Below are 13416 nucleotides of genomic sequence, written 5' to 3'. Positions count from 1 at the left end.
CTGACTACTGGCTTTGTCTCAGACGAACGGGCCCGAGCCCGCCGTCCCTGAACTGGATACATTCCTCGTATCTGGTGACCTGGCGACGGCTTTTCAACAGGGCCCGGAAACGGATTCCGGAGCCGGGATCGCGGCCTGTTCGATGCGAACCAGCTGGGGGGTACAGGCCGGCCCCAAACCACGCTGCGCCAGACGCGCCAGCCAGAAACCAAGACCCAGCCCGACCACAGCCGCCATCATGGCGGCGGCATCGGAGCCCGGCGCCCACTGATGCCCGGCCATGGCTCCCACCACCATCAACAGCAGCGGCAGCGCGTAGACCAGCAGCGAGGCCCGCAACAGCGCAGACTCGGCGATGGCCAGGGACACCTCATCCCCAACCGCGGCTCCCAGGGTATTGGCCACCAGCACCTGGTTGGCCCGGCCGCCGGACACCCCGGCCAGGGCCCGTTGGCCGCATCCGGCGCGGGCGCTGCAGCTCTGGCAGGCGCTCAGACGGATGGTCTGAATCCAGGCCTTACCGTCGGTCACCGCAATTACCCGGCCGCGCTCGGTAATCATTGTGTGGTTGTCCCGCCCAGAACGGGGGCGTCCACTTCCACCGATTCCGCCAGGCGCATGGCGGTGGCGGGCGGTATCTCGCCGATCACGGTGATCAGATAACCCGCGTCTCCGGCTTCCACATGGCGCATGTAAGCGGTGGTAGCGCCGATTCTGGACACGCCGGTGGGCATCGCCATGGCGCCGGTGGACTCGACGAACACGGAGAAGGTCGCCAGGCCGTCGGAGAAGGCCACCGCCGGCTTGCCGCCGCTTCTGGGGGCCACCGCCGGGACAAAACCATCCGGCCGCCAGCCCAGGCGCCAGCCGGACATACGGCTTTCAGCGGGTGCAGGCTCGCCGGCCAGGGCACGGTTCTTGATGATCCTTCCCTCCGTCTGGAGTTCAAACTCGCTGTCAGGCAGGCTGTCGATGATTTCCAGACTGGTGAACTGGAAGCGCTCCAGCACCTCACCGGAGGCCGTGCGGACATGGCTTTTGACCAGCAGGCCGGTGTTCTTTTCAAGCCACAGACGATAGCTGTAACGGTGCGCATCCCGGGCTTCCAGCGCCACCTGCACGGTGGTGTGACCGGCCACCCGATCATCTTCAAGCAGCACCGACTGGTACCAGCGGCTGTCAGGCACCCATTGCGATGCCATGGCCTCGGCGAAGGGACCGGAGGGGATCACCTGGTCCAGCTGGACCCGGCCATGGTCCGGCAGTACGCAGAGCACGCGCTCGCCCTTGCGCAGAATCTCACCGCCGGCGCCGTCCTGCTGCACCAGCCGCTCCTGGACCTGACCCTCGTGGTAACGGTGGGCAATCTGCATGGAGTGGACCTGCTCGCCCCGGGCGTAGACGAAGACGCCCCGGTAGGTGGTGAGGTTCATGGCCGGCCCCAGCTTCTGCAGCCAGAGATCGGCCCGGCTGGGGGATTCCGCCAGCACCGGCACCGGCGCCAGGGCCAGCAGGGTGGCCCAGAACACGGCAGCAAGGGCCGACAACCGCAATACCTTCATCAAGACCTCATCCTGGTTCAGTAATCCGGTCCCGCCGGTCCGGACACACTGGTTAAACGGGCGTAGCTGACGGAGCCGGGACCGGCCCCAAGACTGCTGTGCTGGGCATGTTCAAGCAGATAGCGGCTGAGGTGCTCCCACTGGTCCTGGTTGAGCCCCTGCAGGGCCACCTCGGGAATGGCGGCGGCGCCGGTATCGACACCGGTACCGGTCCGGACCAGTGGCACCTGGCCGGTGCCATCGTCATCCCAGCCGGCGCCCGCGCCAAAGCCCACCACCAGGGCCATGACCACCATGGCCGCTATGGGCCAGCGCCAGACCGGCAGCCGCCGGCCCGCCGCTGCGGCAGAGGCCGTGGCTGCCGCCGCGACCGGCCGGCCCGCCAGGGTATCCCGCACACCGGCGCTGACGTCCACCGGCTCCAGACCGGGCTCGTGCATCAGGTCCCGAACCTGTTGCCAGCGCTGCCACTGCGCCCGCACTTCCTGTTGATCAGGATGCGAGAACAGGCGCCGGACGGAGAGCTCGTCGGCCTGGTCGTCCATCATGGCGGACAGGGTTTCTTTCAGTCTTTCGTCCATCCCTATTCGACCTCACTGGCCCGCCGTGAGTTCCGTCGGCCGGGCATCTTGTCGGTTACATGGTATCCAGCAACGGACCCAGGTGCTTATCAACCGAGTCCCGGGCCCGGAAGATCCTGGATCGCACGGTGCCGATGGGGCACTCCAGGATCTGGGCAATGTCTTCGTAACTCAGACCATCGTACTCCCTGAGCAGGAAGGCCGAGCGCAGTTCTTCCGGCAGCGCGCCAATGGCTGTCTGCAGCGCCTTCTGGACCTGCTCACGCTGCATCAGCCGCTCCGGACTGGCGTTGTCACGCAGCCTGATACCCTCGTCGAAGCCCTCGGCCTCTTCCGCGTCGGCGGTGGGCTGGGGCCGGCGGTTGCGGGCCTCCAGAAAGTTCTTGGCGGTGTTGACGGCAATCCGGTAGAGCCAGGTGTAGAAGGCACTGTCACCCCGGAAGCGGTCGATGGCCCGGTAGGCCTTGACGAAGGTTTCCTGGGTCAGGTCCATGACTTCCTGGCTGTCGTACACATACCGGCTGATGATGGCGCCCACCCGTGACTGGTACTTGATGACCAGCAGATCAAAAGCGGAGCGGTCGCCACGACGGACCTTGCGCACGAGCTGCAGGTCGGTCTGGCTCTCGGCGCCTGCGTCCGGGCGTTGTTTGGTGTCGGCGGTCATGGATGGAGTGCCAGGCCTTTCGGAAATGCGGGTTTCGAACCCGGGCATTTGACGATTCAGTTGTGTCATTGCGCTGCCATTTCCGTTTTGACCAGATTGCCACCGGCACGCTACGCCAGGTGCTGCATTCGGCCAAATAGACAGCAGGCACAAAGTTTAGTTCAATACACAGCCACATTATGGCCCGCGATAACGACCTGATGCCACAGTCCTACGAGTACGATGTCTTAATAATTGGCAGTGGTGCGGCAGGCCTCACCGTTGCGCTAAATCTTCCCGAACATCTCAGTGTTGCAGTCATCAGCAAGGGCAGGATCGCCAGCGGAGCCACTCTCTGGGCCCAGGGCGGTATCGCCGCGGTGCTGGACAGCGCCGACTCCACCGAAGACCACATCCGCGACACCCTGGCCTCCGGCGCCGGGCTCTGCCATGAGGACGCCGTCCGTTTTACCGTGGAACACGGCCGGGAGAGCATCGACTGGCTGGTGGACCGGGGCGTAGCCTTTACCCGTGACGAGAACGCCCAGCTGCACCTGACCCGCGAAGGCGGCCACAGCCACCGGCGTATCATTCACGCCGCCGACGCCACCGGCCAGGCGGTATCCACGACGCTTTCCGAGCAGGCGGCGGCGAGACCCAACATCGACCTGATGGAAGCCCGGGTGGCGGTGGATCTGATCACCAACCGCAAGCTGTCCCTGCCCGGCAACCGCTGTGTTGGCGCCTACATCCTCAATCTGAAGGACAGCCATGTAGAGCTGTTCCGGGCCCGCTTCGTGGTGATCGCCACCGGCGGCGCCAGCAAGGCCTACCGCTATACCAGCAACCCGGATGGCGCCTCCGGCGACGGTATCGCCATGGCCTGGCGCGCCGGCTGCCGGGTGGCGAACATGGAGTTCAACCAGTTCCATCCCACCTGTCTCTACCACCCTCACGCGAAGTCGTTCCTGATTACCGAGGCCCTGCGTGGCGAGGGCGGGCGCCTGTTGCTGCCGGACGGCAGCCGCTTCATGGACCGTTTCGATGAGCGTGCCGAACTGGCGCCACGGGACGTGGTGGCACGTGCCATCGACCATGAGATGAAGCGGCTGGGGGCAGACCACCTGTTCCTGGACATCAGCCACAAACCGGCGGACTTCATCCAGCAGCACTTTCCCACCATCTACGAGAAGTGCCTGGCCTTTGGCATCGACGTCACCCGTGACCCGATCCCGGTGGTGCCCGCGGCTCACTACACCTGCGGCGGCGTCATGACCGACAACCGCGCCCGTAGTGACGTCAACCAGCTCTACGTGGTGGGAGAAGCTGCCTTCACCGGCCTGCACGGGGCCAACCGCATGGCCAGCAACTCCCTGCTGGAATGCCTGGTCTATGGCCGCGCCGCCGCCCTGGACATCAGCCGCAAGGCCGATGAAGTGCCACCACCGCCGCCGGCCCCGGACTGGGACGAATCCCAGGTGCGGGACTCCGACGAGGACGTGGTGATCTCCCACAACTGGGACGAATTGCGGCACTTCATGTGGGACTACGTCGGCATCGTCCGGACCACCAAACGCCTGCAGCGGGCCAAACACCGGGTGGACCTGCTGGCCCGGGAAATCGGCGAGTTCTATAGCAACTACCGGGTGTCCAACGACCTGCTGGAGCTGCGCAACCTGGTGACGGTGTCGGACCTGATCATCTGTTCGGCGCTGCAGCGCCGCGAAAGCCGGGGCCTGCACTACACCCTGGACTATCCCGGCCTGCTCAATGAGGCCCGTGATACCGTATTGATACCCACCAGCTACCGGCAACCCTCGGCCTGACAGCGCCAGGCCGGGGTCAGCCCATTCGACAGAACAAGCGAGATCCAGATGGAAGACAACACCGAATTCAATCGCCTCTGGTGGCACAGCCGTCGCGGCATGCTGGAGCTGGACGTACTGCTGCTGCCCTTCCTGGAGCAGGCCTACCGTAGCCTGGATCCGGAAGACCAGGCCCGCTACCGCAAGCTGCTGGCCTGCGAGGATGCCGACATGTGGCAATGGTTCATGCAGCGGGGACGACCGGAAGACCCGGACCTGCAGCGTATCGTCGACATGATCCTGAACCGTGTCCAGCCGGATTGACGTCACTCTGACACCCTGCCGGGCAGCGGGAGTGATTGCCGCCGCGCCCTGGCTGGTATTATCCCTGGCGGTGCTGGCGCTGGCCGCCTACGGTCCGGGCTACCTGCTGGTCTTCTGCGCCTTGGGGCTGGCCGGGGCCTGGTGGCAGTTTCACGCCAGCGGCCTGCTGGCGAGCCGAGATTCGGTGGTGCGATTGCGGGTGAGCGGCGGCCGGCTGCAGGCGGAACTTGCGGACGGCCGTTGCTTCGAGGCAACGGCCGCCACCGAGAGTCGCCTTTTCAGCGGCCTGGCGCTCTTGAAACTGCGCCTGCACACCACCAAGCTGAGACCACCGCTGGTGGTTCTGGTCAGCCTCGCCGGTCCATCCCGCGGCAACGTGGACGCCGATGCCTTCCGGCGCCTGCGGGTCTGGCTGAGACTGGCGCCCGCCAGGGCCGTCCCGGACGCGCCGGCGCCAAACAGGCGGGCCTGAGCGCCACTCATTCTGAATCACGGTGACGCAGTTGCGGCACCACCGTTGCGCACTGGGAGATCATCATGTCGTCAGCCCAACAAGCCAATGCCCGATCGCCACTGGCGGCCAGCGGCTGGACGGTTATCGGGGACCGGCAACTGGTCCGGGTCAGCGGGACCGGCGCCGACAAGTTTCTCCACGGTCAGTTCAGCCAGAACCTGTCGGACGTGACCGCCGCGTACTCCCCCCGTGCCGCCGCCTGCAACCCAAAGGGCCGGGCCTATGCGCTGGTACGACTGGTGCGCGATGGTGACGACCTCCTCTTCGACCTGTCCGCCACCATGGCTGATGAGACCTTGGCGCATCTCAACAAGTACCGGATGCTGTTCCGTGGCACCACCATGGCGGTTGAACCAGAGGCGCGGATTCTGGGCATCCTGGGCCAGGAGCTGGCGGAGTCCCTCTGCCGGGGCGCCAGCCAGAGCCTGGACCGGCCCGGCGCCACCGCCGGCATCGGACGCCACCGCCTGGTGCGGACCGAGGACACCGCCGAGGGCCTGGCCCGCTACGAGCTCTGGCAAATCGGCCCGCTGAGCGGCGAACTGGAGCAGGTGCTGTCAGCGGCACCCGAGCTGGATCTCATCGACTGGCGGGCATCGGAAATCGCCGCCGGGGTGCCGGCCCTGACCCCGGAAACCCGGGACCACTTCGTGCCCCAGATGCTCAACTGGCAGCACCTGCAGGGCATCCACTTCAAGAAGGGCTGCTACACCGGCCAGGAGGTCATTGCCCGCATGCACTTCCTCGGTCAGCTCAAGAAGAGCCTCTACCGGCTTGGCCTCGACAGCGCGGATGTGCCGCCACAGCCTGGTGAGCCGGTGCACGGCGGCGAGCGCAATGCCGGGGAGCTGGTCAATGCCGTGCGTTACGAGGATGGCCGGGTGGAGTGCCTGGCGGTGCTCCGTCACGACAGCGCCGATGCCGAACTCACCGTGGGCGCCAGCCGGGCCCGGGTGCTGCCACTGCCCTACCGGGTACCGGAACGGGAAAACCGGCCAGCCGCAGATACATAAGTTGACAGGCAGTTGCGGCAGTTTTTGCTATAAGTACACATACATTTCTGATCCATCATTGCCTACGGGTTCTTTCAGACTATGCCGACCATTGCTGACCAGATTAAAGACGACCTGATTACCGCGATCGAGAACGACAAGCTTGTGCTGCCCACCCTGCCGGAAGCGGCGCTCAAAGTGCGGGAGATTGCCGAGTCCGAGGACTCCGCGATCCAGGATCTGGTCAAGGTCATCAGCAATGACACCGCCCTGTCGGCGCGCCTGATCCGGGTCTGCAACAGTCCGCTGTTCCGGGGCTCGCGCCAGATCGAGAACCTCAACATGGCCGTCAGCCGCCTGGGCATGGCCTACACCAGCAACCTGGCCATGGGTCTGGCCATGGAGCAGATGTTCCAGGCCACCTCCGACATGATCGACAAGCGTCTGCGGGCCACCTGGCAGACCAGCACCGAGGTGGCGGGTATCTGCCACGTACTGGCCCAGCACTACACCAAGCTCAAGCCCGACCAGGCCACCCTGGCCGGCCTGGTACACCTGATCGGCGTGCTGCCCATCCTGCGCTACGTGGAGGACCAGGACATCCAGATCAGCAGCATCCTGCTGGACAACGTCATCGATGAGCTGCATCCGCAGATCGGCGCACGAATCCTGAAAAAATGGGACTTTCCGACAGAACTCCAGCAGGTACCTCTGGAGTACAGCAACTGGCACCGGGAGGTGCCCAAGGCCGATTACGCCGACCTGGTGATGGTGGCCAACCTGCAGCTGGTGGCCGGCAGTGACCATCCGCTGACAGAAATGGACTGGAACAGCATCTCCGCCTTCGACCGGCTCGGCCTGGATCCCGACATCGACATGAGCGAGGAGGAAGACCTCAACGCCCAGATGGAAGCGGCCATGGCGCTACTGAAATAGGCTTGATTCCCAGAGTCCGATGACAAAGAAGCCGGCCCTAGGGCCGGCTTTTCTGTTTGCGGTATTGCGCCACCAGCGTTTCCCGGTCGGGCAGTTGCCAGTTCACGGTGGGCAGGCCCTCGGCACTGAGCCACTGGTTGGCGCGGGAGAAATGCCGGCAGCCGAAAAAGCCCCGGTAGGCGGACAATGGCGACGGGTGCGGCCCCTCCAGGACGTGGTGACGCTTGCGGTCGATAGCCTGTCCCTTCTTGCGGGCGTAGCTGCCCCAGAGAATGAACACCACCCCCTGGCGCTCCCGATTCACGGTCTCGATCACCCGGTCGGTAAAGGTCTCCCAGCCCTTGCCCTGATGGGCGCCGGCTTGTCCCTCCACCACCGTCAACACACTGTTGAGCAGGAGTACGCCCCGATCCGCCCAGGGTTGCAGGCAGCCATGGTCCGGGGTGTCGAAGCCCACGTCTGACGCCAGCTCCTTGAAGATATTCACCAGCGAGGGCGGTGGCGCCACGCCGGGTCGGACGCTGAAGCACAGGCCGTGGGCCTGGCCCGGGCCGTGGTAGGGGTCCTGGCCCAGGATCACCACCGCCACCCGGTCCAGGGGTGTGCTGTTGAGGGCGTTGAAGCACAGCGGCCGGGGCGGGTAGACGACCTTGCCGGCCTGCTCCTCGGCGGCCAGAAACTCTGCCAGCGCCCGCATGTAGGGCTGGCGGAACTCGGCTCCCAGGTGCTCCTGCCAGCCCCTGCCGGGTTTGAGCTCGGCCGCCAGAACTTCGGCAGGATGCATGGCCTAGCGGTGCTCGGGGCGCATCGCCGGGAACAGGATCACGTCCCGGATCGACTGGGAGTCGGTCAGCAGCATGGCCAGGCGGTCGATGCCGATACCCTCGCCGGCGGTGGGCGGCAGCCCGTACTCCAGCGCGGTGACGTAGTCCTCGTCGTAGAACATGGCCTCGTCGTCGCCGGCTTCCTTCTCCGCCACCTGCTCCCGGAAACGCTCGGCCTGGTCCTCGGCGTCGTTGAGCTCGGAGAAGCCGTTGGCGATCTCACGGCCGCCGACGAAGAACTCGAAGCGCTCGGTGACAAAGGGGTTGCTGTCCTTGCGCCGGGCCAAAGGCGATACCTCGGTGGGGTATTCGGTAATGAACGTGGGCTGCATCAGGCGATGCTCGACGGTCTTGTCGAAGATCTCCACCTGCACCCTGCCCAGGCCCCAGCCGTCCTTGACGGTGATGCCCAGGTCCTGGGCCACCTTGCGGGCGCCGGCGTCATCGTTGACCTGGGCGGCGGTCAGGTCCGGATTGAACTTGAGGATGGACTCCACCACCGTCAGCCGGGCAAAGGGCTGGCCGAAATCGTACTCGATGATATCCACGCCGCCATCCGGCCGCGGCCGGGTGTTGGTCACCAGGGTCTTACCCAGTACGGTCTGGGCGGTTTCCCGCAGCATGGCCTCGGTCAGGTCCATCAGGTCATGGTAGTCAGCGTAGGCCTGGTAGAACTCCAGCATGGTGAACTCGGGGTTGTGCCGGGTGGACAGACCCTCGTTACGGAAGTTGCGGTTGATCTCGAACACCCGCTCGAAACCGCCCACCACCAGGCGCTTGAGGTACAGTTCCGGCGCGATGCGCAGGTACATGTCGATGTTCAGGGCGTTGTGGTGGGTAACGAAGGGCCGCGCGGTGGCGCCCCCCGGAATCACCTGCAGCATGGGGGTTTCCACCTCCATGAAGTCCCGCAGGGTGAAGAAGTTGCGGATGCAGTTGATGATCTTGGAGCGGGCGTGGAACACCCGCCGGGTGTCCTCGTTCACCATCAGGTCGACGTAGCGCTGGCGATAGCGGGCCTCGGTGTCGGTCAGACCCTTGTGCTTCTCCGGCAGCGGCCGCAGCGACTTGGTGAGGAGCAGATACTCCTCCATGACCACGTAGAGATCGCCCTTGCCGGACTTGCTCAAGGTGCCGCGGACGCCCACCACGTCGCCGAGGTCCCACAGGCGGGTGTCCTTCTGGACCTCCTTGGAGGCGTAGACCTGGATCCGGCCGGTCATGTCCTGCACCACCTTGAAGGCCTTGCGGTCCAGCATCAGGCGACCGGCAATGGCAACCTTCAGGCCCAGGGCTTCCAGCTCTTCCTTGCTCTTGTCACCGTATTTCGCCTGCAGGGCCTCCGCGGTGGCGTCCCGGCGGAAGTCGTTGGGGAAGGGATTGCCCTGCTGCCGAAGCTCCGCCAGCTTGGCGCGGCGTTCGGCGATCAGCTTGTTGTCGTCCTGCTGGGCGGCATTCGGCGTTTGGTCGGTCATGGTCTCTCGCTGCAAAGGTCAGTCGTTTAGGGGTTGGATCAGAGGGCCATCTTCAGGCTGGCTTCGATGAACTTGTCGATGTCACCGTCCAGCACGGCCTGGGTATTGCTGGTTTCCACCTTGGTGCGCAGGTCCTTGACCCGGCTGTCGTCCAGCACGTAGGAGCGGATCTGGCTGCCCCAGCCGATGTCGGACTTGGAATCCTCCATCTGCTGCTTCTCGGCGTTGCGCTTCTGCATCTCCAGCTCGTAGAGCTTGGCCTTGAGCTGCTTCATGGCCTGGTCTTTGTTCTGGTGCTGGCTGCGGCCGGCCTGGCAGGCGACCACGATGCCGGTGGGGTTGTGGGTCAGCCGCACCGCGGATTCGGTCCGGTTGACGTGCTGGCCGCCGGCACCGGAAGCCCGGTAGACGTCCACCCGCAAATCGGCGGGATTGATCTCGATCTCGAAGGTGTCGTCCACCTCCGGCGAGACGAACACCGAGGAGAAAGACGTGTGGCGGCGGTTGCCGGAGTCAAATGGGGACTTGCGCACCAGCCGGTGCACGCCGGTCTCGGTACGCAGCCAGCCGTAGGCATACTCACCCTGGAAATGCACCGTGGCACTCTTGATGCCGGCCACCTCACCCTCCTGCAACTCGGTGATCTCGGCCTTGAAGCCCCGGCGCTCGGCCCAGCGCAGGTACATCCGCAGCAGCATGTTGGCCCAGTCCTGGGCCTCGGTACCGCCGGAGCCGGCCTGGATATCAAGGTAGGCATTGTTACCGTCCATTTCGCCGGAGAACATGCGCCGGAATTCCAGTTTCTGGAGCTCCTCGTCGAGGCTCTCCAGGTCCGCGACTATGTCGTCGACCGTAGCCTGGTCTTCCTCGTCGGCGGCGATGTCCAGCAGGCCTTCGGCGTCGTCCAGGCCGGAACTGAGTTTATCCAGGGTGCTGACGATCACCTCCAGATCGGCGCGCTCCTTGCCCAGAGCCTGGGCCCGCTCCGGATCCTCCCAGACCTTGGGGTCCTCCAGTTCCCGCTCTACTTCGACCAGGCGTTCGCTGCGCTGATCGTAGTCAAAGATACCCCCTAAGCGCATCGGTGCGCTCGCGGAGGTCCTTGATGGTGATCACGATCGGGTTGATTTCCATGAAACGGCTTCTCGCATGCTCAAAAGGATGGCGCGGGCGCAGGAAAACGCTGCCCACGTTGGAATCAGACGCGGTATTTTACCGGAGTTGGCGGCTGAAATCAGCCGTTGTGGTGCAGCTGCGGCCGGTGCGTCAGGCCGGCTCCAGGTAGTCGATCAGCAGCTGAAGGCTGGTGCGGCCCCGGAAGCTGTTGGCATCGGGCTTGTACACCACCCGGGCGCCGGTACGGGTGAAGTCCGGCACCTGCGGCCCGGTATTGAAGGCGATGCCGTCGATGATGTCGCCACCGTCAACCGGCTTGAGCACCAGCTTGAGATGGTTCTCGCCAACGATGCGCTGGCGGATCACCTCGAAGTGGCCGTCAAACAGCGGCTCCGGGAAGTGCTGGCCCCAGGGGCCGGCGCGTTTGAGCAGGTAGGCGGTCTCCAGGGTGAGCTCGGAGGGCGCCAGCGGCCCGTCGGTGGTGATGGCCGCCTCCAGATCCTCGGCCCTGACCACCGCCCGCACCGCCTCGTCGAAGGCCGCAGCGAAGGTGTCGAGCTGCTCCGGCGCGATGGTCATGCCGGCCGCCATGGCGTGACCACCGAATTTCTTCAGCAGGCCCGGGTGGCGGCTGTCCACCGCCGCCAGGGCGTCGCGGATGTGCAGGCCGGGAATGGAGCGGGCCGAACCCTTGAGCTCACCGCCGCCCTCGCCCGGGGCAAAGGCCACAACGGGGCGATGGGTCTGCTCCCGGATGCGCGCCGCCAGGATGCCGATCACGCCCTGGTGCCAGTCCGGATCGTAGAGCGCCAGACCCCAGGGCAGGCCCTGGGTATCCAGCGACAGGGAGGCCAGCAGCTCCTGGGCCTGGGCCTTCATGTCGGTCTCGATGCTGCGCCGGGCGCGGTTCAGGCTGTCCAGCTCGCCCGCCAGCCGGCGCGCCTCATCCATGCTGTCCGCCAGCAGGCAGGCAATGCCCAGGCCCATATCGTCCAGCCGGCCGGCGGCATTGAGACGGGGGCCGACGACGAAACCCAGGTCGGTGGCACTGATCTCGCGGTAGTCCCGGCCGGCCACTTCCAGCAGGGCCAGAATCCCGGGCCGGGCCTCGCCCTGGCGGATACGGCGCAGGCCCTGCTCGACAAAGATCCGGTTGTTATGGTCCAGCGGCACAACGTCCGCCACCGTCCCCAGGGCCACCAGGTCCAGCAGCGAACCCAGGTTGGGCTGGCGGGTCTGGTCGAGCCGGCCGGTCTCACGGAGGTGGCGCCGCAGGGCGGTGAGCACGTAGAACATCACCCCGACCCCGGCGGCGTTCTTGCTGAGAAAGGGGCAGCCGGGCTGGTTGGGATTGACGATGGCATCGGCCTCCGGCAGCACCTCACCCGGCAGGTGGTGGTCGGTTACCAGCACCCGGATACCCAGCTCGCGGGCCGCCCGGACGCCTTCCACCGCGGCGATACCGTTGTCCACCGTGACCAGCAGGTCCGGCAGGTTGCCCTCCGCCGCCAGCCGCTCGATGATGCCCGGCGTCAGGCCGTAGCCGTCGGCAAAGCGGCTGGGCACCCGAAAATCCACATCCGTCAGCCCCAGCATGGTCAGCCCCAGCACCGCCACCGCGGTACTGGTGGCGCCGTCCGCGTCAAAGTCCCCCAACACCATCACCCGCTGCCGGCCGGCAATAGCCTGTGCCAGGATTTCCACAGCCCGGTCGATGCCCCGCAACTCCAGGGGCGACGCCAGGTGCTGGAGGGTGTAGGCCAGTTCACTCTCGGAGGTGACGCCACGGGCGGCATAGAGCCGCCGCAGCAGGTCGGGCAGGTCCCGGCCCCAGTCGGGGCCGGAATCAGGCATGGCGCGACGCAGGATCTTCTTGGGGGTCATCATGCCTCGAGGGCTGTCAGGCGTGTTTCCAGTGCTTGGCAATAAAGCCCTGGACGGTTTTCAGGTCGTCGTCCAGCACCGTGAAGCGCTCTTCCCGCTCGAACAGGTCTTCCAGGTGCTTGGGCAGCTCCGGTCTTACGCTCACACCGGAGCGCTCCACCGCATCCGGGAACTTGGCCGGATGGGCCGTGCCCAGGGTGACCATCGGGATCGCGGCATCACGCCGGCACTGACGGGCCGCTTTCACACCGATCGCGGTATGGGGATCCAGCAGGTACTCGTTCTGCTGGTAGATCTCCCGGATCATGCCGCAGGTGGCGTCGTCATCCACGGCGGCACTGTCGAACAGCTTGCGCATGTGGCGCCAGCGGTAGTCCTCAATGCTTACCGGACCGCTCTGGGCATCTTCCAGCAGCTTCTTGACAGCGGCACCGTCGCGACCGTGAAGGTCGAACAGCAGACGCTCGAAGTTGCTGGACACCATGATGTCCATGCTGGGGGACAGGGTGTGTTCCAGCTTGTGCTGCTCGTAGCGGTTGCCGCTGAGGAAGCGGTGCAGGATGTCGTTGCGGTTGGTGGCGATCACCAGCTGGCTGATGGGCAGGCCCATCTGGCGCGCCAGGTAGCCGGCGAAGATGTCGCCGAAGTTGCCGGTGGGCACCGAGAAGGCCAGACTGCGGTCCGGCCCGCCCAGGGCCAGGGCGGCGTGGAAGTAATAGACGATCTGGGCCATGATGCGGGCCCAGTTGATGGAATT

General features: G+C 65.6%; 13 protein-coding genes and 1 pseudogene. 5 read left to right on the top strand and 9 right to left on the bottom strand.

All coding sequences use genetic code 11. From position 1 onward, the window contains the following. Window positions 1–93: 93 nt before the first annotated feature. The 4 genes from R3280_RS05385 to rpoE are packed head-to-tail and all read right to left on the bottom strand — an operon-like array spanning window position 94 to window position 2810. Window positions 94–561 (bottom strand): SoxR reducing system RseC family protein, encoded by a 468-nt coding sequence (locus R3280_RS05385; RefSeq protein ID WP_318997554.1) that lies wholly within the window; start codon window positions 559–561, stop codon window positions 94–96. Then, window positions 558–1562 (bottom strand): MucB/RseB C-terminal domain-containing protein, encoded by a 1005-nt coding sequence (locus tag R3280_RS05380; protein ID WP_318997585.1) that lies wholly within the window; start codon window positions 1560–1562, stop codon window positions 558–560. Before R3280_RS05380 ends, R3280_RS05385 begins: the two co-directional genes overlap by 4 nt. Before the next feature lie 17 nt (window positions 1563–1579). Further along, the gene (locus tag R3280_RS05375; RefSeq protein ID WP_318997553.1) at window positions 1580–2143 is read right to left on the bottom strand and encodes a sigma-E factor negative regulatory protein; all 564 of its coding nucleotides are present in this window, start codon (window positions 2141–2143) and stop codon (window positions 1580–1582) included. 55 nt (window positions 2144–2198) lie between these two features. Beyond that, window positions 2199–2810, bottom strand: a complete 612-nt coding sequence (gene rpoE, locus R3280_RS05370; protein WP_318997552.1) for an RNA polymerase sigma factor RpoE — start codon at window positions 2808–2810, stop codon at window positions 2199–2201. Between the two features lie 200 nt (window positions 2811–3010). On the opposite strand from rpoE, the gene nadB reads away from it, so the two are divergent. From nadB to R3280_RS05345, 5 genes are all read left to right on the top strand, one after another. Beyond that, window positions 3011–4615: an L-aspartate oxidase gene (nadB, locus tag R3280_RS05365; protein ID WP_318997584.1), complete on the top strand. Its 1605-nt coding sequence runs from the start codon at window positions 3011–3013 to the stop codon at window positions 4613–4615. 48 nt (window positions 4616–4663) lie between these two features. Beyond that, on the top strand, window positions 4664–4918 hold the full coding sequence (locus tag R3280_RS05360; protein ID WP_318997551.1) for a succinate dehydrogenase assembly factor 2: 255 nt from the start codon (window positions 4664–4666) through the stop codon (window positions 4916–4918). Then, window positions 4902–5390, top strand: a complete 489-nt coding sequence (locus R3280_RS05355) for a hypothetical protein (RefSeq protein WP_318997550.1) — start codon at window positions 4902–4904, stop codon at window positions 5388–5390. The genes R3280_RS05360 and R3280_RS05355 overlap by 17 nt, the downstream gene beginning before the upstream one ends. A 65-nt stretch (window positions 5391–5455) precedes the next feature. Beyond that, window positions 5456–6445 (top strand): folate-binding protein, encoded by a 990-nt coding sequence (locus tag R3280_RS05350; protein ID WP_318997549.1) that lies wholly within the window; start codon window positions 5456–5458, stop codon window positions 6443–6445. Window positions 6446–6526: 81 nt separating this feature from the next. Next, a complete protein-coding gene (locus tag R3280_RS05345; RefSeq protein WP_318997548.1) occupies window positions 6527–7360 on the top strand; it encodes an HDOD domain-containing protein in 834 nt (277 codons plus the stop codon). 37 nt (window positions 7361–7397) lie between these two features. Here the strand turns inward: R3280_RS05345 and ung are convergent, their stop codons facing one another. The 5 genes and pseudogenes from ung to R3280_RS05320 all read right to left on the bottom strand — a co-directional run. After that, a complete protein-coding gene (gene ung / locus R3280_RS05340) occupies window positions 7398–8144 on the bottom strand; it encodes a uracil-DNA glycosylase (RefSeq protein WP_318997547.1) in 747 nt (248 codons plus the stop codon). A gap of 3 nt (window positions 8145–8147) precedes the next feature. Beyond that, complete coding sequence (gene lysS / locus R3280_RS05335; RefSeq protein WP_318997546.1) at window positions 8148–9659, bottom strand: lysine--tRNA ligase; 1512 nt, start codon at window positions 9657–9659, stop codon at window positions 8148–8150. Between the two features lie 38 nt (window positions 9660–9697). Then, window positions 9698–10793, bottom strand: a protein-coding gene (gene prfB / locus R3280_RS05330; protein WP_318997545.1) for a peptide chain release factor 2 whose coding sequence is annotated in 2 segments (ribosomal slippage) — window positions 9698–10720 and window positions 10722–10793 — 1095 coding nt in all. Because the reading frame shifts where the segments join, the coding sequence is not laid out codon by codon here. A 132-nt stretch (window positions 10794–10925) separates the two neighbouring features. Next, a complete protein-coding gene (gene recJ / locus R3280_RS05325; RefSeq protein ID WP_318997583.1) occupies window positions 10926–12659 on the bottom strand; it encodes a single-stranded-DNA-specific exonuclease RecJ in 1734 nt (577 codons plus the stop codon). A gap of 16 nt (window positions 12660–12675) precedes the next feature. Continuing rightward, window positions 12676–13416: pseudogene (locus tag R3280_RS05320) on the bottom strand (threonine synthase); the annotation flags it as partial.

Source organism: Marinobacter sp. (assembly GCF_033722195.1).
Lineage (GTDB): Bacteria > Pseudomonadota > Gammaproteobacteria > Pseudomonadales > Oleiphilaceae > Marinobacter.
The sequence above is the reverse complement of the archived record's forward strand: the minus strand, read 5'-3'. Positions and strand labels throughout refer to the sequence as shown.